Origin of the sequence: Aquisphaera insulae (assembly GCF_011064615.1) — a bacterium.
Lineage (GTDB): Bacteria > Planctomycetota > Planctomycetia > Isosphaerales > Isosphaeraceae > Aquisphaera > Aquisphaera insulae.
In genome coordinates this window covers 19,812-42,604 of record NZ_JAALJH010000080.1, presented here as the reverse complement: position 1 = coordinate 42,604, position 22,793 = coordinate 19,812, and the positions used below count along the sequence as shown (strand labels likewise).

The following is a 22,793-nucleotide window of genomic DNA, read 5'->3' as shown; positions in this document are numbered from 1 at the left end:
GCGTCTGCGCTTCGCTTGACACACCCTACAAGATCGGGGGCCTCCAGCTCAACAATTCCCCATTTCAAGGAGTGGCGTCGCGAATCTCCCGGCGCGCGCTTCCGCCGGATGAACCAGGATTTCCTTGGTTCCTGATCTGGACCTGGCGAGATGAGTCGCTCAGGAACGCCTGGTTCTCTGTCACAGCCTGAATGACGGGTTCCGGACGCTGAGCCGCACGTCAGAGCCGGAAGCGTCAGCGACGGCCAATTCATGATTTGGGATCTACCGTCGCTGACGCTTCCGGCTCGGAACGACCCGAACTTTTGGCTGTGACAAAGCACGAGCCCCATGCGACATCTGCCCCGGCCAGCCGGTAAAGGCGCAGCGGTCTGATTATGGTCGGACTTTCCAAGCGGAGTGAACAGCATTGATAGTCGTAGCGGATTCTGTTCAGATCCAACGCATGAATTCTACCGAAGACGGTTGACACGTGCGCACCGGCGCACCGGCCGGCGGTGTCCGGGAGGGACATCATGCTCGTCCTCTCCGTGGTGGTGGCGGTCGCGTCGCTGTCGGCCCAGGACGCACCCGACAAGCCGGAGGCGTGGACGCGGAGATACGAGGAGGCCGGCAAGGCGATCAAGGCCGGTTCGCTCGCTCGCGCCGAGCTGATCCTCACTGAGGTCGTCGGCGAGGCCGAGAAGCTCGGCCCGGACGACCTCCGGGTCGCCGAACCCCTGGAAGTGCTGGCGGGCTTCTACCTGGACAAGAAGCAAAAGCGGTACGACGCGGCCGATCCCCTGATCCGGCGGGCGCTCAAGATTCGCGAGAAGGCCCAGAGGGCCGAGCACCCCGACACCGCCACGACGATCTCGATGCTGGCGATGTGCCGCCTGCTCGCCAAGGGGAAGGACGCCGACTCCGCAGGGCCGATGCTCAAGCGGGCGCTCGAGGTGCTGGTCAAGGCCAAGGGGGAGAAGGACATCGAGGTCGCGGGGGTGCTTCACCGCCTGGCCCTCTTCCACCTATCGCACGGCGAATACGCCGAGGCTGAGGGGGAGCTGATGCGAGCGGTCCAGATCCGCGAGGCACTGTCGAAGTTGGAGAGCGACCCGGGAGCCGAGTTGCTCGACGACCTGGGCGATGTCCACACGGCTATGGCCTCCCGCTTGGACATCAAGGCGCTCGAGAAGGAGATCGAGGCGGAGGCCGCGGACGCGCCGAAGCCGGCGGAGACGGAGGTCGAGCGGCACGGCCGGCTCGCGGAGGAGTATTACAGGCGCGGCCTCGCGGTCCGCGAGAAGGTCCTCAAGCCGGACGACCCCGATATCGCCGAGTCCCTCTTCAACCTCGGCCAGTTGGCCTTCCTCCGCGGCCGTCCGGCGGACGGCGAGGGCCCCCTCGACCGCTGGCTCGCCCTTCAGGAGAAGGCGAAGGCGCCGGACGACGAGAAGAGGGCCAAGGTGCTTTTCATGCTGGCCGGGGCCGCGATGGAGCGCAAGGACTTCCCCTCGGCCGAGCGACTGCTCCTCCGGGCGCAGGAGATCGAGGCGGATCGGGAAGGGGCCGAGAGCAAGGAGGTGGCGGCGCTGCTCGGTATGCGTGCCCTGGTCGCCACCGAGGCCCGGCGCTTCGAGGACGCCGAGCGGCTCATCAAGCAGGGCCTCGACGCCCAGGCCGCACTGCAGGGCGCCGACAACGCGGACGTTGCCGAGGCCAAGGCGCTGACGGCCGGCTCTTTCAAGGACCGCTCCCGCGACCGCCTCGCGCCTGTGTTCTGGCGCCGGCTCAAGAAGCTCGCCGAGCGAGCGGGCGGGGAGCACGGCCACGATGAGCTGAAGAAACTCGTCGAGGGGTACATTGACCTGCTGCGTCGGACGAATGAAGTCGTGCCGAAGCCGACGGAGGAGGACCTGGCCTATCTCAAGAAGGCCGGAATCGTCGACCCCTCCACCGACATCCACTCACTGGCCGAGACCGATCACCTTTTCGATGAGCTGGACGATGAGGCGCTGGCCCATGTCGAAAGGCTCTACGAGGTCGAGAGCCTTTCCCTCCGGGGCCGGTCGATAGCGGACGACAAGCCCCGGAAGCCGATCACCGACGCGGGGTTGGCCCACTTAAAGGGGCTGATCAACCTTCGAAGGATTTACGCTTCGAACACCGCGATCACCGACGCGGGGCTGGCCCACCTCGGCGGGCTGGAAAACCTGGAGGAGCTTTTTGTCGGCTTCAACCCCGTAGGCGACGCCGGCCTGACCCACCTGAAGGGTTTGAAGAACCTGAGGGAGCTGAAGCTCCCTTACACGAACGTCACCGACGCGAGCCTGGAGGTCTTCCGCTCGCTGCCGAACCTCCGCGAGCTGGACCTGACCAATACGCGGGTCACTCAGGAAGGCGTACACGCCCTTCGTCGCGAGCGGCCCGGCCTCTCGATTGAGTACCGACCCGGCGAAGGTTATGTCGAGTTCGGGCCGCCGCCTGCCACGGCGCCCCTCGACGATGCCCCGCCCGAGAAGCCGTAGGGGGGAATCACAAGCGGCCCGAGGCCATCCGGCCCGCGCCGAATTGAATTCTCTCCCCCGTTGGGCGTGAGTTCTTGGCCACCTGATCGCATCGTGCATGCAATGCGACCGACTCAGTCAAATTGCACCACCTTGACTCCCGGCTTCGCCCGCAGCTCGCCGGGCCGAACGGAGGCGGCGTCCACCTGCTTGACGGCGGTCCCCGGCGGGACGTCGTGCGGGTCCGAGTTGGTCTCGAATCGGCCGAAGTCCTTGATCGCCACCTGGGCTTCCGGGGCCTTCGGGTCGCTGATGCGGGCCATCGGTCACGCTCCACCCGGCGGTCCGGGCTTCTCCCGCCAGTGGCCCACGGTGGCCCCGCCGGCATAGCCCCCGTAGAGCTGATACCACTGAGCGAGCGGCACCCCGGTCGGGCCGGAGACCGAGAGGCGATGGCATTTGCAGTCGGCAATACGGCCTTCGCCCCGCCGCCAGATATCCACGGGGCCATCCCCGTCGGCGGGCCGGTCTCGAACCGAGATCCACACGGGACACCTCAATAGGTCTGCGTGAAGTCGATCGGCATGTCGCGGAGCCGCCGACGCAGCGACCCGCCCTGGCCGGGGGACCGGCCGGTGAAGCTCCGGGAGTCGGCCGACTTCGCCTCGGCCAGGGCGTCGAGGTACTGCCTCGGCGCCGAGGGCCTGTCCTTCAGGGATCGGCTCATGCCGAGGTGTTTCTCGACGCACCGGGGGTAGGCGTGAAGCATCGCCCCCGGCTCGATGTCCACCACGTCGCTGATCGTATAGCCGACCGATCCATAGGCCTGGTTGGTAGGGTCTGCAAGCTTGAGGCCGGTAGGCGCGACGTAGCCCGTGGCGATCGTCTCGAACGCGGCCGGTTGGACCCCATGATGAGCGACGACGGCGGCTTGAGCCCCGTTGGGCGGAATCCGGCGAAATCAGTGGCCTCACACCCTAGACAGAGAAGTTCGGAGATGGGGGAAATGCTCCGTCAGGGTCCCTGGCCAGTCTGCTACGGCCGGACTCCACGCCGATGAAGCGTCAAGCCAGGGCACTGGCCCTCGGATGATGGGGCCAGGCCGAGTCATTCCGCCGCCTGTTCGACGTCCGAGCGCTCTGGGAGCGTGGCCGGACGGAGCCATCCCTCGTTCGCCTGCGGGCCAACGGGCCGTCCCCCTCCCGGGTGGTTCGACGGATTGGCGCGGTGATGACGATGCGAGCGTTCGGGAGAAGGGCTGAACGAGGCTCGTGCGGGTTTTTCCATTTTGGTGAAACCGGCGGCGACGTTCCGTGGATTGTATTGAGATAGGGAGCCTCCGCGCGCGAGCGGTGGGCGACGACGGAACGGAGGGTACGGTCCGGGTTGCTCGTGCTCGCCCCTCGCCGCTTCGAGGAGTGAGCGGGCCTGCTACCGTCTTTGGCAATCCGGTTGTCGGTATCCAGGGAAGGTCGGCGCCGGCCCGCGCGGGAGACGCGGGCCGGCGGAGGTTGCGCCTCGTCGACAGGGCGAACTCAGGACCGGGGAGGCTCGGCCTGGCCGTTGAACGTGGCCTTGATCGACGCGGAAGAGGGATGGCCTGCGCCCGGGGCCATGGCTCGCATGCCGTTGGGCCGCTGCGCCCGCGCAGCTTGCGGGCCGGAGTGTGCCGACTGGTGAGCACTCGAAGACCGTCAGATATCTCGGGATGTTGCCATCGAAGCCGGGATTGTCGCACGACGCGGTGTTGGATCTTGCTATTCCTTGTAGCCACGCAGGCCCTCCGGGTGGCCGTGGTGGAACACCACGGGACCGGCTCGGCCCCGAAGAAATGCCTGTCCAACCACTCGGCCTGCTCTCCGTGGTGTTCCACCACGGCCACCCGCCGTTGCGCCCGCGCAGATTGCGGGCCGGAGTGTGCCGACTGGTGAGCACTCGAAGACCGTCAAATATCTCGGGATGTTGCCATCGAAGCCAATCACGAAATCGTACTTTAAACAAGAATTGGCAAGGATTTACGATCCCATGGCGGGATCGCGGGCGCGACGATCAAACCCAAATCCGATGAGCAGCATGCGGGCAGAGATGAGGCGACTTTCGGGCGCGGACGACTCCATGTTTGCCCGGCAAGGAGGAGACGAGGACGGGGGCGGTCCCGTCACCAGGACGGCTCGTCCTCGGCCCAGGTTTCGGGGATGTCTTCGCGGGGGGCGAGCGGCTGTCCGGTCAGGGAGAGGTAGGCCACGGCGAGCGCGAGGGTGCTGAACGGCACTGTGAAGATCAGGCCGATGACGAGACAGCAGAGGCCGGCCACGTTGATGAACAGGAGCGAGACGTAGAGCACGAAGAGCTTCCCGGCCGCCTCCCGGGTGGATTCCCAGGAGGCCCGGAGGGAGTCCGTGATGCCGAGGTCCTGGTCGACGATGAAGTAGTTGAACTGGGACATCCGGATCCCCACGTACGAGATCACCACGACACCGAGGCCGACTCCGGCCGCGAAGAAGAGCGGGTCCCGGCCGGCAACCTCGGCGATGATGCTCGCCGGCGTGAGGATGATCACGAGGACGCCCAGCAGCAGGACCGTGAGGACCAGGCTGGCCAGGAGCGACGTGAGGACATACGGCCAACCCTGGAAGAGGCGGTTCGATGGAGCTTCCTCGCCCCGGGAGACCGAGAGGAAGGCGAGGTTCTGCCCCAGGGATAACCAGGTGGACAGGACGTATCCGCCGACGAAGAGGACGAACTGGACGAGGTAATACGCGGCGCGGTCGGCCGGCGCCAGGGACAGCCGGCTGGCGATCCGGGTCTGGATCTGGCCGGTCGCGAGCATCAGGAGGAAGACCGCCCAGGCGATCCCCAGGGTGACCCACATTCGGTTCCTGAAGACGATCCATGTGGCCGCGAGGATTCGACCGACCTCGAAGGGGACGACTCCCGGCCCCTCGAACATGTCGGCACGGACGGGCTCCAGTTCGCTCCGGGGTGGGGCGTAGTAATCCAGCTCATCGGAGGCCGGCTCGGGCTTCCTCTCGGGTTCCATGGCAAGGACCTTCAAGCGGGGACGGGACGGTTCTCATGGACTTTCCGGGCCGGGCCGGGTCGTCGCTCTCCTCGGCCCGGGCTACAGCAGGTGACGCGCCTTGATCGCCAGGTAGCGACTGACGAGGTTGCCGGTCAGCTCGCCCGGGAAGGCGTCGAGCGTGAGCACCCCCTCGCGCCGAAGCCCGGCCAGGACGCGCTCCCGCCAGTTTAACAGGTCCGCGGCGGCGGCGCCCGCGAACAGCCCGGGCCCGCCGGCCGGGTCCGCCTCCGCGGCCGCGTCGGCCATCGCGAACAGGTCGTGGTCGCGGAGGAAGACCCCGAGCGGCAGGTGCCGGCCCGTGAGGTTCCGCAGGTGCTCCGCCAGGATCCCCGCGCTGACCTCGTCGAAGAGGTTCGTCAGCAGGATCACCAGCGACCGCTTGCGGCAGCGCGTCTCCAGCTCCATGAGGGCGCGGCCGTGGCCCGATTCGACCGGTTCGGGGAAGAGGTTGTGGACCGCGTGCACGAGCCGCCGAAGCCGTCGCGAGCCGCCCGTGGGGGGGACGTAGGCGAGCGTCCGGTCGGAGTAGGCCATCAGGCCGACCTGGTCGTTGCGGAGGAGCGCGACGTGGGCGAGCAGGAGCATGGCGTTAAGCGCATGGTCGAGCGGCGAGAGGCCGCCGCCGGTGTCGCCCGCCATCATCCGGCCGCAGTCCACGAGAAAGATGACGCGCTGGCTCTGGTCCTGCTGGTGGGCACGGACGGTCAGCCGCTGGCGGCGTGCCGTGGCACGCCAGTCGAGGTGCCGCGGATCGTCGCCCTCGATGTAATCGCGGAGCCGTTCGAACTCGTTGTCGGTCCCGAGCTGCCGCGACGACCTCAGCCCGATGGCGCTGAGCCGGTCGCGTCGGGCGAGCAGCGTGTAGCGGGCGATCTGCCGGATGTCCGGATAGACCGAGAGCTCCGTCCGGAGCGGCCAGGTGGTGACCCGTTGCCAGAGCCCGAGCCGGCTCGACACGGCGGCGTCGACCCGGTGGAAGCGATACGTCCCGCGGCGCCCCGGGATCAAGCGATACGTGACCTCCGCGCGGGCGCGTCCGGGGATCTCGAGCAGGAACTCGAAGGGGTCGGCCGAGAACGTCGCGGGGACGTCGTCGCGGAGGCGAAGTCGACGGCGGCGGGAGTCGAGATTCTCGATCGCCAGGGTCACGACCTGGGGCTCTCCGATCGAGCAGGTCCTCTCGCATCCCCGCTCGATCCGGAACCGGGCGGACCCTCGGAGTGTGGCGAGGTCGGCCAGGGCGATCGTCGCGACGATCAGGTCGAGGGCGATCACCAGCGGCTTCACCGCGTCACCCGCGAGCACGGCCAGCGCGAGCAAGGCCGGCGCGAGGAGGAGGGTCGCCAGCGGGCGGCCGGGCCAGATCCTCGAGCGGGCCGTCGTCATCGGAGGGGGACCTCGACCGATCGCGCGAGCTCGGAGAGCAGCTCGTCGGCGGATCGGCCCTCGATCTCGGCCTCGGGCGTCAGGATCACGCGATGCCGGAGGGCCGGGAGGACCACCTCCTGGACGTCGTCCGGCACGGTATAGTCCCGCCCCTCCAGCGCGGCGACCGCCCTCGCCCCCTTGAGGATGGCGACCCCCGCGCGGGGCGAGACGCCCAGGCTGAACGCCGGCCATTTCCGGGTCGCGCGGATGAGGGCGGCGATGTAGCCCAGGACGTGATCGTCCGCGAGCACCCGGGCGGCACGACCCTGCATGGCGATGACCTCGGCGGGGGACGTCACCGCCGCGAGCTGGGAGGCGAGCTCCCGATCAGGCGGGGTCTCCCGGGTGTGCATCCGGAGGATCTCCACCTCGTCTTCCAGGGCCGGGTAGCTCGCCAGCAGCTTGAAGAGGAAGCGGTCGAGCTGGGCCTCCGGCAGGTTGTAGGTCCCCTCGGACTCGATCGGGTTCTGGGTCGCCAGGACGAGGAACGGGGGCTCGATCGGGTGATTCGTCCCGTCGATCGTCACCCGGCCCTCCTGCATGATCTCCAGGAGCGCGGAGTGCGTCTTGGCGGGCGCGCGATTGATCTCGTCGGCGAGCAGGAGCTGGGTGAAGACCGGGCCGGGCCGGAACCGGAAGTCGTGGATCCGTTCGTCGTAGATGGGGGAACCCGTGACGTCGGAGGGCATCAGGTCGGGCGTGAACTGGATCCGATTGAACTCGCACCCGAGCGCCCGGCCGAAGGCGCGGACGAGCAAGGTCTTGCCCAGGCCCGGCACGCTCTCCACCAGGACGTGGCCGCCCGCCAGGAGTGCCGTGAGGACCCCTCGGACCAGTCGATCCTGCCCGACGAAGACCTTGTTGATCTCCGCCGTCACGCGGCGGGCCCATTCCTCCACCGGCCCGCGCTCGACGGCGGCCACCGTCGGCGGGGAATCCGGGGGCGTGAAGCGAGTACCCTGATCGTGGCCGTCGTCGCCGTCGTCGAGGAAAGTCACCTCGGTCGGGGGGTCGCTCATTCGCGGCAATCCTCGTGCATCCTCGCGGTAGTCCGATTGCCATCAGATCAGAAGGCGCCCCGGAAGGGAAGGACGTCGGCGGTGCGGCTCGAGCGGGGTGGGGCCGCGAGTCTTCCGGTCGTCCGGATCCCGCGAGATCCGTGGATTGCGACGACGGCCGCGGGACCGTCGTCGTGAATTTGCTGCACGCGGGGCGAAGCTCCGGCCGATCTTGCCCGTGAGACACCCTGATCGGACACCAGTGCTGACGTAGTGATCCACCGCCATGATCCGCAACACACCACGCCGGGTGACCACGCGCGAGCTACTCGGCCCGCGGCGGATCCTCGGCTGGCTCGCGCTCGCCCTGGTCACGATCCAGGGGTGCCAGACCGCGCGGCCCGTGGCGGTGGAACCGACCGGCCTGATCCGGGTTATCAAGGCCCGGCATGAGTCCCTGATCCCTCGCGCGGAGCGGGCGCTCCGCGAGGGCCATCGCCTGGAGCCATGCGGCAAGGACGCGTGCGTCGACCGCTACTACGAGGCGGCCGTGATGGGCACGGCGGCCTACCTCGTCGCCTCGAAGGCCGTCGGACCCGAGGACCCGGACGCCCGCAAGGCGCTCCGGCTCGCGAACGAGGCGCTTCGCGACTGCCTGCGGACGGCGCAGGAGTATGGACGGCTCGACGCCCGGTCGCACCTCACGGTGAACACGCCGGCCGGCTCGGTCGTCGTGCCCGTCACGCATCGCGGCTTCGTCTGGCAGCCGGACGACTTCACCCGCGTCGAGGACCCGACCCGACTGAGGCCGAATCCGAATGAGCACGGCGCCGAGACGATCCGCCCGGGCCTCGGCGCCGACGTGGCGATCCAGAGGACGAACCCCAAGCGGAGCCCGGCCGACGAGTTCCTCCCCAGCCAGGCGGCGTTCAACGCGACCGCCGTCCTTCGCCCCGACCTGGATGCATGGCTCGTGCCGGGGACGGACCGGCTGCCCGTCGACGCGCTCGAGTTCCACGACCCGCTGCGGGAGGCCGTCGCGCCGCTCGGCCCGGGGCAATCTCCGCTGTACGGGAATTTCGCGGCCGGCAACCGGCTGGCTCACGAGATCCAGGCCGAGAAGGGTCCGTTCGGCCTGGCGGGCTTCGTGTTCCCGTCGCGGATGCTCGCGAAGGCCGGCATCCGGATGCTCGAGCCGTACCAGCCCGGGAAGATCCCCGTCCTCCTGGTCCACGGGCTGCTGGACGAGCCGTTCCTCTTCAACGACATGATGGTCACGCTCTATCAGACACCGGGGTTCGTGGAGCGGTATCAGATCTGGGTCTACCGCTATCCGACCGGGGCCACGAGCCTTCGGACCGCGTCCATCCTCCGCGATCAGCTCCGGGAGATCGAGCGGGCGCTCGACCCCGAGGGCCGCGATCCGGCGCTCCGCCGGATGGTGGTCGTCGCCTACAGCATGGGAGGGCTCGTCTCGCGGATGCAGATCACCCACAGCGGGGACCGGGTCTGGAACGAGTTCTCGAACGTCCCGATCGACCGGCTGGTGATGACCGAGGAGGCCCGGACGGCGCTCCGGAAGCTCTTCTACTTCGAGCCGTCGCCGATGATCCGCCGCGTCGTCTTCATCGCCACGCCGCACATGGGCTCCCCCGTGGCCGGGTCGATCCTCGGCCGCACGGCGGCCCGGCTCGTCCAGCCGGCCTCGGACACGTCGGCCATGATGGAGCAGATCAAGCGAGACAACCCCGGCGCCATCCGCGGGCCCTACGCAAGGCGGCTCCCCAGCAGCGTCGACCTGATGCAGTCCGGGCAGCCGTTCCTGCCGGTCATCCGGGACCTCCCCCTCGGCACGGACGTGACCCTGCACACGATCGCCGGCCACGCGCATCGGAGCCCCGAGCGCGACGGCGGAGACCTGGTCGTCCCGCTCTCCAGCGCCCTGCTCGACAACGCCGAGAGCCAGCTCCTCGTGCCGGCGACTCACACCAACATCTACTACCACCCCCAGGCCATCGCCGAGGTCCAGCGGATCCTCGCGGAGCACGCCGCCCTCTCGCCCGCGGTCCCGGCTCAGCCGGAGCGGTCGGTCCGGTCGTCGCCGGACCTCCAGCGGCGGTAGGCGTCGAGGATATGGTGGGCGGCGGCCTCGCCGCCGCGGCTGCGTCCGAGGAGGTCGCCCAGGGCCGCGGCATGGTCGGAGGGCTTACCCACTCCCGGGACGGCCGCCGCCCGCGGCCGGCCGATCCGGACGCCCCTCGCCACGCTCGCGACCAGTGCGAACACGCCGAGATGCACGGCGATCCAGCGGAAGCTCGGCAGGTCCTCGACGAGCTCGACGAGCGTCCGCGGGCCGCGAGGCTCGCCGAGCGCGTCGATCCCTTCCACGAAGGCGATGTTCTTCGGGCCGCCGGACATCCAGTCGGCCACCTGCTCGGCGAGCGGCCGCCGCGCCGGCATCGCCATCGGCAGGTTGAGCAGGAACGATCCGCCGACGAGGACGAGCACGTCTCCCCCCTCCGCCGACTCCCACTCGGCCGCGAGCACCTTCCCGTCGCCCGTCAACAGGGCGTTCATCCTCTCCGGGTCGAGCTTGATGGCCTGATGGAGGGGGATCGCGGCCTCGCTCGCGTCGATCCCATCGGCCCATGGTCCGCCGAGGCGCTTGCAGGTCGCGGGGGGCTCCACGGCCGGCAACATGGAGAACCACGAGGCCGGATCCGCCGGATGCTCCGCCTGGTTCGGGAGCCTCAGGACCCAGTCGCGCGCCCGTTCGCGACGAGACTCGGCCTCGGCCCGCCGGTCGGCCGGCTCTGACTCGGAGAGGCCGGTGATGACCCGTTGCCAGTACTCGGGCTCGGCGTCATAGTCCCGGACCACGTAGACCAGCGCATGGGCCGGGTCCTGGAGCAGCCAGCTCGAATACCATGCCGCTTCGTCCCGGCCCGGCGGGCCGGGGGTGCCGGCGAACCGGACGATGACGTCGGCCCAGCCCGCCAGCTCGTCGGTGAGCCGACGCGCCGACCGCACCCGGTGCCCCTGGGCCCGGAGGAGCTCGGCGAACGCCCCCGTGCCGTTGAGGCTGGCGCCGCGGCTGGTGCCGTAGGCCGTCTCCGGCCCGCTGCCGCAGCCGAAGGCGAGCGCGGCGAGCAGCACCGCGGACGTCATGGGCCCAATCCAGAGGTGTTGTCTACGGCGCATGATCATGAACTCGGATTTTTCTCGGAGGATGCGAGCCGGCGGCGGAATGACGCCGCACGCTCCCAGAGCCGATCGACCACGCTCGCCTCCGGATCCTTCCGCCCGTAATAGACCTGTTCGAACACCGAGAGCGTGGCCCGCAGGTCGTCCCGAAGGTCGCGATCCTCGAGCATCGCCGCGTATTGCCGGCCGGTCTTGCCCGGCAGGATCCGGATGAGCCGTGCCCGATCGAGCGCCAGGATCTGGCCCAGGAAGAGCCAGGTCACGGCCCCTTGCCTGTCGCCCGCGAGCCGCCTCCGTTCGGCCTCGGCCCACGGGTCGACCGAGGCGAGGCCGGCGCCGGGTGCGATGCCGGCTAGCCGGGCCGCCTCGCCGATCGTGGCGGCGACGTCGGCCTGCCGGGCCGCTCGCTCGTGGAGACGCCAGAGTCGCCAGCAGAGGACGGCCAGGGCCGCGCCGGCGATCAGGAACAGGAGGGTGGGCAGGAGCGACCCTCCCCCCCGCGTCCCGCCTCCCTCGGGACCGCCGAAGTGGCGGCGGAACCAGTCCCCGATCGACTCCAGGACGCGTTCGATCCGCCGCGACCACGACCATGGTTCCGGGAGGAGGGGCCTGATCTCGTCGCGGTCGGCGTCGTACCAGGGATAGTGCTGGCGGCCGATCGCGGCCCTGGCCGACGAGCCGGCCTCGGCATCGGCCGCGGCCGCGATCGCGGCACCGGGCGATCGATCGTCGTCCGGCCGGCTCGCGAGGAGGCTCGTCGCGAGCACCAGCGGGAGGAGGCTCATCGCGGCCGTCCTTCCAGCTCCATCGCGGCGGCTCGGAGCCGGAGGCGCAGCTCCCAGCCCTCGGACCGGACCCGCTGGTCGATGTAGAGGAAGAACCGGGCGACTCCGAAGAAGGCGACGGCGATCCAGACGCCGGCCTGGAAGCGGAGGCCGCTGGCATCGCCGAGGGCGGGCCGTGCCCAGGTCGTCTCGCCGCGGATGAACGTGGAGATCGCCGCACCGGTCCCGACCCAGAAGCAGATCGAGAAGATCAGGCCGAAGGCGATCTCGGCGATGGCCATCGGGAGGGTCGCCGTCGGGCAGAGCATCGCCAGCCGCGCCGACCGCCGGATGGCCGTCGCCGCGCCGGCCCTCTCCAGGAGGATGACCGGATTGGCGAACCATGGGTTGGCGGAGACGAACGGCAGCAGCAGGATCGTGGCCCGCAGGCCGCGGTAGATGACCTGGACGAGGACCATGGCGGGGGTCGCGCGGGCGAGCTGGCCGAGGATCTCTCGCGGCCGCGGACGGCGGCCGAACATCAGCCCTCCCAGGACGAGCGTGACCGGGGCGGTGGCCCAGGGGAACTCGAAGTAGAGCAGCAGGGGCCAGAGGCCGCGGGGGAACTCGGGATTCGAGAGGAGCAGCGCGTTGATCGTCGCGAACGGGGCGATCCCGGCCGCGGCCGCCAGGCCGATCGCGCGGGGTCGCCGGCGGATCACGAGCAGGGCGAGATCGAGGAGGTCGAGGTGACCTCGTTCTCGGATCCGGATCAGGGTCGCTTCCGGGGTCATTCCAGGAGTCCTCGACTTGCCTCGGCAACCATGGGGCGCGAAATCGGAGGGTCGGGCCGACGACTCAGGCCCGGACGAACTGATGGCCCGGCAGCCGGCGGACCAGCCGCTTCATCTCCAGGACGCTGAGCGTGGCCATGACCTGAGAGGCCGTCAATCGCGTCCGGACGATCAACTGGTCCACCCCGGACGGCTGGTCCTCCAGGTGGCCGAGGAGCGACCGCTCCTGCTCCGAGAGCGCCAGCTCGGCCGGGTGGCGGACCGCCGGCTCGTCGGGCGCGGCGCGGACCTCGCGGGAGAGGGGCCCGAGCTCCTCGATGATGTCGTCCACCGACTCCACCAGCCGGGCGCCGTCGCGGATCAGGCGATGGCAGCCGCGGCTCGCCAGGCTGTCCACCGGGCCCGGCACGGCGAAGACCTCGCGATTCTGCTCCTCCGCGTGCTTCGCCGTGGAGAGCGAGCCGCTCCGGGGCGCCGCCTCCACGACCACGACGCCCAGGCAGAGGCCGGAGATGATCCGATTGCGCTGCGGGAACAATCCGGCGAGCGGCCCCTGCCTCATGGGCAGTTCGGTCAGCAGCGCGCCGGACGCCTCGACCTCGGCGGCGAGCCCCTGATGCTCCGGCGGGTAGATCTGCGCCAGCCCGTTGCCGAGGACCGCGATGGTCCGACCCCCGGCGCGGACCGCGCCGCGGTGGGCGGCCGCGTCGATCCCCCTGGCGAGGCCCGAGACGACCGTGAACCCGGTCCGGGCGAGCGCGGCCCCGAGCCGCTCCGCGACCCGAAGGCCGTACGGTGTGCCGTGCCTGGAGCCGACGATCGCCACCGCGATCTGATCCCTCGGCTCGAGCGTGCCGCGGGCGTAGAGCAAGGCGGGCGGGTCCGGGATCTCATCCAGGGGAGACGGATAGCGTGGAGACCCGCGCGGGATCAGCTCGACGCCGGAGCGGCGGCAGAGGTCGAGCTCGGCCTCGGCGTCGTTGTCGCGGCGGGCCGACGCGATCCGCTCCGCGACCTTGGGCCCGATGCCGGGCACTTCGCGGAGCTTCGAGGCGGGGGCATCGAGGACCCGCCCGGGCGAGCCGAAGTGATCGAGCAGGGCGCGGCAGGTCAGGGAGCCCACGCCCTGGACCATGGTCAGGGCGAGGAGGTCGAGGACCTCGGTCATCCGGTCGTCGTCGTCCAAGAGGCCTCCCGTCCCCCGGTCATCGGCAGAGCGGCTCCAGCGCCGTGATCACGTCGTCGCGGCCGGGGGCGGCGGTCAACTCCACGTGGCCGAGCCTCCGGGGGAGGACGAACCGCACCGACCCGGCCTCGTTCTTCTTGTCGCGGCCCATCGCCTCGTGGAGGGCGGCGGGCGTGCAGCCGTCGATGTCGACCGGCAGGCCGAACCGCTCCAGGAGCGCGATGACGCGGCGCGTCAGCTCCGGGCCGATCCAGCCGATCCGCTCCGCGATCCGGCATTCGGCGACCATCCCGGCCGAGACGGCCTCGCCGTGCTGGTAGGCGCCGCCGTAGCCGGCGATGGCCTCGATCGCGTGGCCGACGGTGTGGCCGAAATTGAGGACCGCGCGGAGTCCGGTCTCCTCGCGCTCGTCGCGGGTGACGACGTCGGCCTTGAGCCGGCAGCAGCGGGCGACGATCGCACGGAGGGCCGCGGGGTCTCGGGCCAGGATCGCGGCGGACCGGTCTTCCAGCTCGCCGAAGAAATCCGCGTCGAGGATGACCCCGTACTTGACGACCTCCGCCAGCCCGCACCGGAGCTCGCGATCCGGGAGCGAGTCCAGGGCGGCGGTGTCGACCCAGACTCCGGACGGCTGGTGGAAGGCCCCGATGATGTTCTTGGCCCGGGGATGGTTGATCCCCACCTTGCCGCCGACCGAGCTGTCCACCTGGGCCAGGAGCGTCGTCGGCACCATCAGGAGCGGCAGCCCGCGGGCGTAGCTCGCGGCCGCGAAGCCCGCCAGGTCGCCGATGACCCCGCCGCCGATCGCCACGACCGCGGTGTGCCGGTCGGCCCGCATCGTGATCAGCTCGTCGTAGAGCCGCGAGGCGACGGCCAGGCACTTGGTCGCCTCGCCGGGCTCGAGGACGACCAGGCGAGGCTCGATGGCGACGTCCCGGAGCGCCCCGAGGCCGCCCGAGACCGCCGGATGGCGTTCCAGGTTGCCGTCCGTGACCACGAGCGCGGACCGGCAGGTCCGACCGGCCCACGAGGAGCCGAGCGCCTCTCGGAAGAAGTCGCCCATCCCGGCGGGCCCCGTGACCACGCGGACGGTATAGCGACGAGGCCCGAGGTCCACCGCGACGTCGGTCTTTCCGCGATCGGAGGGATCTGGCATGCCGGATGCTCGCCCGTAGGAATCGATGAGGCCGGACCACCCGCCGGGGGACGACGAGCATCGCCCCCCGCGAGCCAGCAGGGGCGGGAAGGCGACTCGCGACCCGGGGCGCGTTGTCACGTTTCGCGTGTGTTGATAGAGTCGACTCGTTGCATTGTAACCGATCCCGCGATCGTCACCCACTCCGAGCGGCCCGCCCATGAGCGATCCTCTGATGTGGTCCCCGATCCGCCTGGGCCGCTGGTTCGGGACGACGGTTCGGGTGCACGTCTTCCTGATCCTGTTCGTCGTCGGCAAGCTCCTGATGGCCCTCCTGGCCACCCGGGCCGAGGACGGCGTGCGGCAGCTCTCGCAGACGCTCTGCTGGCTCTCGCTGCTGCTGGCGGCGCTGGCGATCCACGAGCTGGCCCACGCGCTGGCGGCCTACTGGCTGGGCGTGGAGCAGGAGGACGTTCACCTCTGGCCGCTCGGGAACCTCGTGAGTCCCGCCGCGTCGGCCCGCGGCAGCGAGCCCGTCATGGTCGCGCTGGCCGGCCCCGTGGTCAGCGGTGCCCTCTTCCTGGGCATCGGTCTGGGGCTCTATTTCATCGCCGGGGCCACGACGGTCTGGAATCCGTTCGGCAATCCCCCGCACGGCGACCTGACCGACACGGGGGCCCCGACGCTCGCCGACGGTTCCCTCGCGTCGCCACTCTCGCGAGTCTGGTTCGTCGGCTGGTTCGGATACCTGAATTACCTCCTCTTTGTGGCGAACCTCCTGCCGGCCCTCCCATTCGACAACGGGCGAGTGCTCCGGGCGTACCTGTCCTCGCATTCCGACACGTCGTCCCGGGACAGCATCTACGCCCCGTGGATGGCCCACGCGTTCGCGGCGATCCTCTTCCTGGGCGGCCTGGCCCGGCTGGTCATCTACTGGCGGTCCGACGGCGTCACGCTGATCCTCCTGGCCGTGCTGATCGAATGGCTCGTGCGGACCGAGTCCCGGATGCTGGAGGACGGCGGCTATTTCGAGGATGGCGTCTTCGGCTATGATTTCTCCGAGGGCTACACCAGCCTTGAGAACTCCGCCGCCAAGGTCCGTCCCTACCGCGAGAGCGCCGTCCGCCGCTGGCGGCGGCGGCGATCGGAGCTGCGACGCCAGCGGCGGATGGCCCGCGAGGCCGCCGAGGAGCAGCGGATGGATGAAATCCTCGACAAGCTCCACCGGGAAGGGCGGGCGGCCCTCAACGACGAGGAACAGCGATTCCTCGTGCGGGTCAGCAACCGCTACCGGAACCGCTCGAAATCGCAGGACTGACCTCGGGTCGAGCCGAAACCTCGAGAGACCACCCGTGAAATCCCGACGCTCCCGGATCCGTCCTCGCCGCGACGAGCTCAAGGCGGGCGAATGCCTGTGCGACCACTGCGTGGGCAAATGTTGCCGCTATTTCTCGCTCCCCATCGACACGCCCACCACCTGGGATGACTTCGATTCGATCCGCTGGTATCTCGCCCACGGCCAGACGTTGATCTACACCGTCGAGGAGCAGTGGTATCTGCTCGTGATGACGAAGTGCAACTACCTGGCCGCCGACAATCGCTGCCGGATCTACCACAACCGGCCCAAGATCTGCAGCGAGTACACGACGGCGGAATGCGAGTACGACGACGAGTGGTCCTTCACCAAGTGCTTCGAGACTCCGGAGCAGATCTGGGAGTACGCCGAGGCCCTCCTCCCACCCAGGCCGCGCCGACGGCCGGCGGCGGCGGGCCCGCTCCTGCCCGTCATCCAGACCGGCGGGGAAATCGCCACGGTCACCCCGCGGCGATTGACCTGAAGGCGGAAATCCGGAAGATGGAGACGGTTAGAGGGCCGGCGCGGGATCCGGCCCGTCGCCGCGACCCGATCTCGCGTGGGGCCGTCGGCAGGGATTCTCGTCCATGGCCATCCGTTCGAACCACTACGAGGCCGCGTTCGAAGCCTTCGTGCGGTCGCTCCGCGTGCCGTGCGTGGCCATCGACGAATCGAAGCGCGCCGTCTTCGGGGAGGACGGGCTCAAGAACCCCGACTTCCTCCTCTATCCCCGGATGGCGTCGAACCTGGTGGTCGAGGTCAAGGGGAAGCGCGGTCGCAACGCCAGGGGACGCCGCGACTGGGAGAACTGGGTGACGACCGACGACCTGGACGGGCTGGTCCGCTGGCAGGCGATCTTCGGCCCCGGATTCCGGTCGATCCTGGCGTTCGTCTATGCGGAGATGCCCCCGCCGTTCCCGCTCCCCCGCGAGAACGGCGCGTTCGAGTTCCGGGGCCTCGAATACCGCTTCTGGGGCGTGGCCCTGGACGATTACGTGGCCCACCTCCGATCCCGCGGTCCCGCCTGGAAGGCCGTGGCGATGGCCCGCCGGGCCTTCCGCCGCCGGGTCCGGCCATTGCAGGAATGGCTGCCGATGACCCTGGAAGCCCCCAAGAGACCCAAGCCCGTCAAGGAACGCGACCGATGCAACGCCAACGCAGCTCGTGGACTTCCCGGATCGCTCCCGCCATCCTGGCGCTGGGACTGATCGGCGGCAACTGCCCGGTCGCCCGCGCCCAGGACGAGCCCGCCGCCGCCGACGGCGAGGGCAAGGGCCGGCCGCTCGACGGCTATTTCGGCACGGCGATCCTCGTCGGCCTCGCCCTCTTCCTGATCGGCAAGAGCGCGCGGAGGTAAGGGCCGGAGCCTCCGGGCTCGCCCCTCCCCCCTTGAGGAAGGCGTCAGTGGCAGACCGCTGGGACCAGCTTCGTGCGGACGAGTTCCCCGTGACCGGGGACTGGGTCTACCTGGACCACGCCGCCGTCTCCCCCCTGCCCCGGCGGTCCGGGGCCGCCCTCCGTTCGTGGGCCGAGGACCAGGAGCGAAACGGCGTGGTCCACTGGCCTTCCTGGGGGAAGAAGCTGGAGGCCGCCCGGGACGCGGCGGCCGGCCTGATCGGCGCCGATCGGGGAGAGGTGGCCTTCGTCAACTCGACGACCCAGGGCATCGGCCTGGTCGCGGAGGGCTTCCCCTGGCGCGACGGGGACAGCGTGGTGGTCCCGGCGGAGGAATATCCGTCGAACGTCTATCCCTGGATGAACCTCGCCGATCGCGGCGTGACCGTCCGGCTGGTGCCGGGGCGGGAGGGCCGGATCTGGCCCGAGGACCTGGCCGCGGCGATGGACGCGACGACCCGCGTCCTGGCCGTCAGCCATGTCGAGTTCGCCTCCGGGTTTCGCAACGACCTGGACCTGCTCTGCGAGCTCTGCCACGCCAGGGGGGTCGCGCTCTTCGTGGACGCGATCCAGGGGCTCGGGCCGCTCCCGATCGACGTCCGCAAGACCCCCGTGGATTTCCTCGCGGCCGACGGGCACAAGTGGCTGCTCGGCCCCGAGGGCGCGGGGATCCTCTTCGTCCGCCGCGACTGGATCGAGCGGCTGCGGCCGCTGGGCGTCGGCTGGCACAGCGTCGTCGGCTCGTACAACTCGCCGGATCTGGACTTCCGCCTCAAGCCGACCGCCGAGCGCTGGGAAGGGGGCTCGTTCAACATGCCCGGGCTCCAGGCCCTCGGCGCCAGCCTCGGCCTGATCCGGGAGCTCGGGCCGGAGGCCGTCTCCGCCCGGATTTTGGACCGGGCCGCCGAGGTCCGCGAGCTCGCCGCGCGGGCCGGGTGGCGGGTGGTCGGCTCGACTCGCCCCGGCGATGTCGCCGGGATCGTGGCCATGGAATGCGACGGCGTGGATCCCGCGGCCGCGGCCGACGCGCTGCGAGCCCAGGGGATCGTCGTCTCGGCTCGCCGGGGCAGGCTGCGGATCAGTGCCCATATTTACAACAACCAGGACGACCTGGACCGGCTGCGAGTCGCCATCGAGGGCGTGAGGCGGCGGGGCGTTCGCGGCTAGCGCAGGCGGCCGTCGGGAGGTGACCATGGTCCCCGAAGGGTTCGAAACGTCCCGGACCGCCGTCTTCGCCGGCACCTTCGACCCGATCACGCTCGGGCACCTCGACGTCATCCGGCGCGGCCGGCGGCTCTTCGATCGGCTCATCGTCGGCATCGGCATCAATCCCGGCAAGACCTCGCTGTTCACCATCGAGGAGCGGATCGCGCTGGCGGAAGCCGTGGTGAAGCCATACTCCAACGTCTCGGTCGAGTCGTTCAACGAGCTGACCGTCCAGTTCGTCCGCCGGATCGGGGCCCGGGTGATCCTCCGCGGCCTTCGAACCCTGACCGACATGGAATACGAGTTCGGGATGACCCTCACGAATCACCGGCTCGACCCCGAGATCGAGACCGTCTTCCTGATGGCCGACGGCGAGTACGCCAACATCTCCAGCTCGCTGATCAAGCAGGTCGCGCGGTTCGGCGGTGCCTCCGCCCTGCAGCGGTTCGTCCCCGCCGACCTCATCGCGCCGATCATGGCGAAGATCGAGTCGCTCGAGGAGCCCGAGGCGAATCGATGGTGACGTGAGCACGGGCTGCGCAACCGGACGGCCGCGCCCGCCTGCCGTCCGCCCCGTGCCCGCGGTCGGCCGGAGGGGAGCTATTTCCAGTTTTTGGGGATGAACAGGTCGCGCGACCACTGGCGAAGGCCCAGCCCCCTCGCCCTCAGCTCTCGATGCATCCCCTTGAGGGCCCCCCAGGACCGCTCGAAATTCCGGTACGTGAGCCAGCCGGCAAACTCGTCGTCCTCCTCGTTGGCATGCGACGTGACGACGTCCGCGGATGCGGCCATGGTGGCGAACACGCCGCGGAGGGCGGCCAGGATCTCGTCGGCCTCTCCCTCCGCCAGCGAGTGCACGGAGGTGCCCTCGTCGGGCCAGCGGAGATTCAAGCTGCAGCTCAGGAACCGTTCCTCGTCGGATTGCTTCTGAGAGAGCCAGAGATAGGCGGCGTCATCCCAGAGGTAGCGGACGCAGAGGTGCTCGACCGCGATGATTCGTCCGGGGGGGAGGTCGGCATCGTGGAACCCGCCGCGGACCGTTTCGGAGCTGGGGTTCGCCTGGCGATCGCGACTCGCGGCCGGGTGGGGGGCGTGGCCGCCGGGGGCGGTGCGAGCCGGCTCGGCGCGAGCGGCCTTTTGGACCCGAGCGGTGCTGAGGATCTCGTACGACTGGGCGAGGATCCGGAACGCCCACTCCTCGCCGCCGACGTCCGGGTGGAGGAGCTTGGATTTCCGCCGATAGGCGTCCCGAATCTGCTCGAGGGACGCGTCATCCCCCACCCCAAGGACGGCCAGAGGATCGATCTCGAAGCTGATGGTAGACAACGGAGTGGCTCGCTCGAATGGGGAGGTCGGCCGAGCCTGGCGGCTCTCAATCAAGCCTGGGATGCGTTCCGGCCTCCGTCAAGCGGCCGTCCGGGCTGGAGGGTGCATTTCCGGCGCCGGCGTCACGACTCCGGCGCCATCCTCCCGTTCGCCAGCCGGCTTCGGAGGTAGGTGGCGCGGGCCACATTGCGATCCTCGACGTCGAGCTCCGACCCGCGGAGTTTCTGGAGGAAGGCGGGCTGAGTCTGGATGAAGAGCTCGTTGACGGTCGCGATCGAGAGGTCGTCGATGAGCCCGAGGTTGATCCCCATGCGGACGCTCGAGAGCAGGAGCATCGTCTCTTCGCTGGAGATCGTCTGGGCCGTCTTGAGGACGCCGTAGGCCCGGCTCACCTGATCGTGCAGGTGCTGGCGGCGCTCGGTGACGAGGGCCTGCCGGGCCTGCCGTTCGTAGGAGAGGACCTGGGGGACGACGTCGGTCAGGATCCGGATCAGCTCCGGCTCGCTCTTGCCCAGGGTCTGCTGGTTGGAGATCTGGTAGAAGTCGCCGAACGCCTGGCTCCCCTCGCCGTAGAGGCCGCGGACCGCCAGGTTGATCTTCTGGAGCGCGCGGAAGACCTTGTCGATCGACTTGTTCTGGACCAGCCCCGGCAGGTGGAGCATGACCCCCACCCGGATCCCGGTCCCCACGTTCGTCGGGCAGGCGGTCAGGTAGCCGAGTGAGGAGTTGTAGGCGAAGGCCAGGTTCTCCTCGAGCTGGTCGTCGATGCTGTTGATCTCGTCCCAGACCTCGTGGAGGCGGAAGCCGGAGAGCATGTACTGGATGCGGAGATGGTCCTCCTCGTTGACCATGATCGCCGCATTCTCGTGGGGGCTGATCGCCACCCCCCGCGGGCCTTCCCCCTTGGCGAGCTCGTTGGAGATGATCTGACGCTCGACCAGGAACTGGCGGTCGAGGGGGGGCAGGACGTTGACGTCGAAGTAGTCCATCTCGAGCCGGGATGCGGCCAGGGCCGACCGGAAATGGGACTCGATCTCCGCCTTCTCGGCCCGGCTGCCCCGGTTCGTGAACGGGAATTCGGCCAGGTTGCGGGCCAACCGGATCCGCGAGCACATCACGATGTCGCTCTCGGGACCGTTGCCGCGCAACCATTCGCCGGAGGTCTTGGTCAGGTCGTCCAGAGTCATGCGTGGATATCCTTGAGGCGGAGCTGGTCGCGGAGGCGTGCGGCCTCCTCGTAGTCCTCGCGGGCGACGGCCTCCCGGAGCTGCGACCGGAGGCGGAGGCGGCGAATGGCGCCGGGCCGCGGACGCGCGACCTTGCCCACGTGTCGGGTGGCGCCGTGGACCCGCTGGATGACCGGCAGGAGCCCGCGACCGAAGATCCGGTAATCCTGCGGACAGCCGAGGTGCCCGCCGGCCCGGAACTCCATGTACCTCATCCCGCAGTCCGGGCACGAAAGCTCCGCAAGCTCCCCCACGAGCTCCCCGACGTGGGTCAGGATCAGGTCCTGGACGACCGCGTCGAGGGCGAGATTCGGGGGCGACTCGGGGAGCCCCAGGCCGGACTTCTTGGCGCACGACGCGCACAGATGGATCTCCCGGCGCTTGCCGCGGACCCTCTCGGTGAGGTGGACCGAAGCCTCGTTCTTGCATCGCTGGCAGATCATTTCGGGACGACCTCGGGCGGGCGGAAGGAACGGCCAGGGTTCGGAGACGATCCCCTCTCGGGGCATGCTCATCGCCCCTGCTCCCTCTCGATCGACTTGATGCGATCGCGGAGCCGCGCGGCCTCTTCGTAGTCCTCGGCCGCGACGGCCCGCTTGAGCTCGTTGCGGAGCTGGATCAAGGTCGTCTGCTGCTGGGTATTCCTGGGGGCTCGCCGCGGGACCTTGCCGGAATGGCGAGTCTCTCCATGAATGCTCTCGAGCAGGGGCATCAGCTCGTCGCGAAACACCTCGTAGTCGTACGGGCAACCCAGCCGCCCCGACTTGCGGAACTCCAGGAACGTGATCTGGCAGACCGGGCAGACCTGCTTGTCCGCCGGGGAGGGCTCGCGGATCGCTCCCGCGGATCCGCCTGCCAGTTTCTTGGCGAGCTCGCCCATGGGGGCGGATTCGCCCGTCTCCTCGGTCGTGGAGAGGTGCTGCCGGGCGTGCTCGTCGCAGAAGTGATACTCCCGGTGCTTGCCCTTCTCCACGATGTCCGTGATGTGGAACGTGGCCGGCTTGGAGCACTTCTGACATTTCATGGTATCGCTCCGCCCGCCCTGACCGATCCGGCGACGAGGTCGTCACCCCCGGATTCCCTCATCCGTAGGCATCGACCCAAGCCCGCGACCCGGTCGTTCTCGGCGGAGAGGCAAGTCACAGGATCAATTGTAATTGAGGCACTCCGGCTGTCAAGAAACGCAAACGCCCGCCGCGGTCGGCGAGC

At 69.5% G+C, this 22,793-nt stretch carries 23 protein-coding genes; 8 read left to right on the top strand and 15 right to left on the bottom strand.

Annotation, left to right across the window (positions count from 1 at the left end; genetic code table 11):
* Positions 1–515: 515 nt before the first annotated feature.
* Entirely contained in the window at positions 516–2,507 is a 1,992-nt protein-coding gene (locus G6O54_RS29185; RefSeq protein WP_165231590.1) for a tetratricopeptide repeat protein, read from the top strand.
* A gap of 113 nt (positions 2,508–2,620) precedes the next feature.
* Here the strand turns inward: G6O54_RS29185 and G6O54_RS29180 are convergent, their stop codons facing one another.
* The 6 genes from G6O54_RS29180 to G6O54_RS29155 all read right to left on the bottom strand — a co-directional run bounded on the left by G6O54_RS29180 (position 2,621) and on the right by G6O54_RS29155 (position 8,015).
* Entirely contained in the window at positions 2,621–2,809 is a 189-nt protein-coding gene (locus G6O54_RS29180) for a hypothetical protein (RefSeq protein WP_165231587.1), read from the bottom strand.
* A 3-nt stretch (positions 2,810–2,812) separates the two neighbouring features.
* Positions 2,813–2,989 carry a hypothetical protein gene (locus tag G6O54_RS29175; protein ID WP_165231584.1) on the bottom strand — a complete coding sequence of 59 codons (177 nt, stop codon included), beginning with the start codon at positions 2,987–2,989 and terminating at the stop codon, positions 2,813–2,815.
* A gap of 53 nt (positions 2,990–3,042) precedes the next feature.
* A complete protein-coding gene (locus G6O54_RS29170; protein WP_165231581.1) occupies positions 3,043–3,213 on the bottom strand; it encodes a hypothetical protein in 171 nt (56 codons plus the stop codon).
* 1,431 nt (positions 3,214–4,644) lie between these two features.
* On the bottom strand, positions 4,645–5,526 hold the full coding sequence (locus tag G6O54_RS29165; protein ID WP_165231578.1) for a hypothetical protein: 882 nt from the start codon (positions 5,524–5,526) through the stop codon (positions 4,645–4,647).
* An 81-nt stretch (positions 5,527–5,607) separates the two neighbouring features.
* On the bottom strand, positions 5,608–6,954 hold the full coding sequence (locus tag G6O54_RS29160) for a DUF58 domain-containing protein (protein WP_165231575.1): 1,347 nt from the start codon (positions 6,952–6,954) through the stop codon (positions 5,608–5,610).
* Complete coding sequence (locus G6O54_RS29155) at positions 6,951–8,015, bottom strand: AAA family ATPase (RefSeq protein WP_165231572.1); 1,065 nt, start codon at positions 8,013–8,015, stop codon at positions 6,951–6,953. Before G6O54_RS29155 ends, G6O54_RS29160 begins: the two co-directional genes overlap by 4 nt.
* Positions 8,016–8,280: 265 nt before the next feature.
* Between G6O54_RS29155 and G6O54_RS29150 the strand changes: the two genes are divergently transcribed.
* Positions 8,281–10,116: an esterase/lipase family protein gene (locus G6O54_RS29150; protein ID WP_165231569.1), complete on the top strand. Its 1,836-nt coding sequence runs from the start codon at positions 8,281–8,283 to the stop codon at positions 10,114–10,116.
* Here G6O54_RS29150 and G6O54_RS29145 read toward each other — a convergent pair.
* From G6O54_RS29145 to aroB, 5 genes are all read right to left on the bottom strand, one after another.
* Positions 10,068–11,162, bottom strand: coding sequence for a DUF4350 domain-containing protein (locus tag G6O54_RS29145; protein ID WP_165231566.1), 1,095 nt, complete (start codon positions 11,160–11,162; stop codon positions 10,068–10,070). The two genes, G6O54_RS29150 and G6O54_RS29145, sit on opposite strands and share 49 nt — an antisense overlap.
* 35 nt (positions 11,163–11,197) lie before the next feature.
* Positions 11,198–11,983: a DUF4129 domain-containing protein gene (locus G6O54_RS29140; protein WP_165231563.1), complete on the bottom strand. Its 786-nt coding sequence runs from the start codon at positions 11,981–11,983 to the stop codon at positions 11,198–11,200.
* Positions 11,980–12,756 (bottom strand): hypothetical protein, encoded by a 777-nt coding sequence (locus G6O54_RS29135; RefSeq protein ID WP_165231560.1) that lies wholly within the window; start codon positions 12,754–12,756, stop codon positions 11,980–11,982. The genes G6O54_RS29140 and G6O54_RS29135 overlap by 4 nt, the downstream gene beginning before the upstream one ends.
* Positions 12,757–12,820: 64 nt before the next feature.
* Positions 12,821–13,942 carry a DNA-processing protein DprA gene (dprA, locus tag G6O54_RS29130; RefSeq protein ID WP_250847149.1) on the bottom strand — a complete coding sequence of 374 codons (1,122 nt, stop codon included), beginning with the start codon at positions 13,940–13,942 and terminating at the stop codon, positions 12,821–12,823.
* Between the two features lie 19 nt (positions 13,943–13,961).
* Positions 13,962–15,098: a 3-dehydroquinate synthase gene (aroB, locus tag G6O54_RS29125; RefSeq protein WP_165231557.1), complete on the bottom strand. Its 1,137-nt coding sequence runs from the start codon at positions 15,096–15,098 to the stop codon at positions 13,962–13,964.
* 199 nt (positions 15,099–15,297) lie between these two features.
* Here aroB and G6O54_RS29120 point away from each other — a divergent pair, with 199 nt between their 5' ends.
* From G6O54_RS29120 to coaD, 6 genes are all read left to right on the top strand, one after another.
* Positions 15,298–16,395: a site-2 protease family protein gene (locus G6O54_RS29120; RefSeq protein ID WP_165231554.1), complete on the top strand. Its 1,098-nt coding sequence runs from the start codon at positions 15,298–15,300 to the stop codon at positions 16,393–16,395.
* A gap of 34 nt (positions 16,396–16,429) precedes the next feature.
* Complete coding sequence (locus G6O54_RS29115) at positions 16,430–16,915, top strand: YkgJ family cysteine cluster protein (RefSeq protein WP_250847148.1); 486 nt, start codon at positions 16,430–16,432, stop codon at positions 16,913–16,915.
* Positions 16,916–17,018: 103 nt separating this feature from the next.
* Positions 17,019–17,639 carry an HYExAFE family protein gene (locus G6O54_RS29110; RefSeq protein ID WP_165231548.1) on the top strand — a complete coding sequence of 207 codons (621 nt, stop codon included), beginning with the start codon at positions 17,019–17,021 and terminating at the stop codon, positions 17,637–17,639.
* The gene (locus G6O54_RS29105; RefSeq protein ID WP_165231476.1) at positions 17,576–17,788 is read left to right on the top strand and encodes a hypothetical protein; all 213 of its coding nucleotides are present in this window, start codon (positions 17,576–17,578) and stop codon (positions 17,786–17,788) included. Before G6O54_RS29110 ends, G6O54_RS29105 begins: the two co-directional genes overlap by 64 nt.
* A 47-nt stretch (positions 17,789–17,835) precedes the next feature.
* Positions 17,836–18,993 carry an aminotransferase class V-fold PLP-dependent enzyme gene (locus G6O54_RS29100; RefSeq protein ID WP_165231545.1) on the top strand — a complete coding sequence of 386 codons (1,158 nt, stop codon included), beginning with the start codon at positions 17,836–17,838 and terminating at the stop codon, positions 18,991–18,993.
* Positions 18,994–19,018: 25 nt separating this feature from the next.
* Entirely contained in the window at positions 19,019–19,555 is a 537-nt protein-coding gene (gene coaD / locus G6O54_RS29095) for a pantetheine-phosphate adenylyltransferase (RefSeq protein ID WP_165231542.1), read from the top strand.
* A 77-nt stretch (positions 19,556–19,632) separates the two neighbouring features.
* Here coaD and G6O54_RS29090 read toward each other — a convergent pair whose 3' ends face one another.
* The 4 genes from G6O54_RS29090 to G6O54_RS29075 all read right to left on the bottom strand — a co-directional run bounded on the left by G6O54_RS29090 (position 19,633) and on the right by G6O54_RS29075 (position 22,608).
* A complete protein-coding gene (locus G6O54_RS29090) occupies positions 19,633–20,358 on the bottom strand; it encodes a J domain-containing protein (RefSeq protein WP_165231539.1) in 726 nt (241 codons plus the stop codon).
* Between the two features lie 122 nt (positions 20,359–20,480).
* A complete protein-coding gene (locus G6O54_RS29085) occupies positions 20,481–21,545 on the bottom strand; it encodes a protein arginine kinase (protein ID WP_165231536.1) in 1,065 nt (354 codons plus the stop codon).
* Complete coding sequence (locus tag G6O54_RS29080) at positions 21,542–22,099, bottom strand: UvrB/UvrC motif-containing protein (protein WP_250847147.1); 558 nt, start codon at positions 22,097–22,099, stop codon at positions 21,542–21,544. Before G6O54_RS29080 ends, G6O54_RS29085 begins: the two co-directional genes overlap by 4 nt.
* A complete protein-coding gene (locus G6O54_RS29075; protein ID WP_165231533.1) occupies positions 22,096–22,608 on the bottom strand; it encodes a UvrB/UvrC motif-containing protein in 513 nt (170 codons plus the stop codon). Before G6O54_RS29075 ends, G6O54_RS29080 begins: the two co-directional genes overlap by 4 nt.
* Between the last annotated feature and the right edge of the window lie 185 nt (positions 22,609–22,793).

What these genes read in the sequence shown, in the direction of transcription:
- G6O54_RS29145 (WP_165231566.1), bottom strand. Translation starts at nt 11,162, where the DNA reads ATGACGTCCGCGGTGCTGCTCGCCGCGCTCGCCTTCGGCTGCGGCAGC.
- G6O54_RS29185 (WP_165231590.1), top strand. Translation starts at nt 516, where the DNA reads ATGCTCGTCCTCTCCGTGGTGGTGGCGGTCGCGTCGCTGTCGGCCCAG.
- G6O54_RS29080 (WP_250847147.1), bottom strand. Translation starts at nt 22,099, where the DNA reads ATGAGCATGCCCCGAGAGGGGATCGTCTCCGAACCCTGGCCGTTCCTT.
- G6O54_RS29180 (WP_165231587.1), bottom strand. Translation starts at nt 2,809, where the DNA reads ATGGCCCGCATCAGCGACCCGAAGGCCCCGGAAGCCCAGGTGGCGATC.
- G6O54_RS29120 (WP_165231554.1), top strand. Translation starts at nt 15,298, where the DNA reads ATGAGCGATCCTCTGATGTGGTCCCCGATCCGCCTGGGCCGCTGGTTC.
- G6O54_RS29160 (WP_165231575.1), bottom strand. Translation starts at nt 6,954, where the DNA reads ATGACGACGGCCCGCTCGAGGATCTGGCCCGGCCGCCCGCTGGCGACC.
- G6O54_RS29150 (WP_165231569.1), top strand. Translation starts at nt 8,281, where the DNA reads ATGATCCGCAACACACCACGCCGGGTGACCACGCGCGAGCTACTCGGC.
- G6O54_RS29170 (WP_165231581.1), bottom strand. Translation starts at nt 3,213, where the DNA reads ATGAGCCGATCCCTGAAGGACAGGCCCTCGGCGCCGAGGCAGTACCTC.
- G6O54_RS29075 (WP_165231533.1), bottom strand. Translation starts at nt 22,608, where the DNA reads ATGAAATGTCAGAAGTGCTCCAAGCCGGCCACGTTCCACATCACGGAC.
- G6O54_RS29135 (WP_165231560.1), bottom strand. Translation starts at nt 12,756, where the DNA reads ATGACCCCGGAAGCGACCCTGATCCGGATCCGAGAACGAGGTCACCTC.
- G6O54_RS29140 (WP_165231563.1), bottom strand. Translation starts at nt 11,983, where the DNA reads ATGAGCCTCCTCCCGCTGGTGCTCGCGACGAGCCTCCTCGCGAGCCGG.
- G6O54_RS29110 (WP_165231548.1), top strand. Translation starts at nt 17,019, where the DNA reads ATGGCCATCCGTTCGAACCACTACGAGGCCGCGTTCGAAGCCTTCGTG.
- G6O54_RS29085 (WP_165231536.1), bottom strand. Translation starts at nt 21,545, where the DNA reads ATGACTCTGGACGACCTGACCAAGACCTCCGGCGAATGGTTGCGCGGC.
- aroB (WP_165231557.1), bottom strand. Translation starts at nt 15,098, where the DNA reads ATGCCAGATCCCTCCGATCGCGGAAAGACCGACGTCGCGGTGGACCTC.
- coaD (WP_165231542.1), top strand. Translation starts at nt 19,019, where the DNA reads ATGGTCCCCGAAGGGTTCGAAACGTCCCGGACCGCCGTCTTCGCCGGC.
- G6O54_RS29155 (WP_165231572.1), bottom strand. Translation starts at nt 8,015, where the DNA reads ATGAGCGACCCCCCGACCGAGGTGACTTTCCTCGACGACGGCGACGAC.
- G6O54_RS29105 (WP_165231476.1), top strand. Translation starts at nt 17,576, where the DNA reads ATGCAACGCCAACGCAGCTCGTGGACTTCCCGGATCGCTCCCGCCATC.
- G6O54_RS29165 (WP_165231578.1), bottom strand. Translation starts at nt 5,526, where the DNA reads ATGGAACCCGAGAGGAAGCCCGAGCCGGCCTCCGATGAGCTGGATTAC.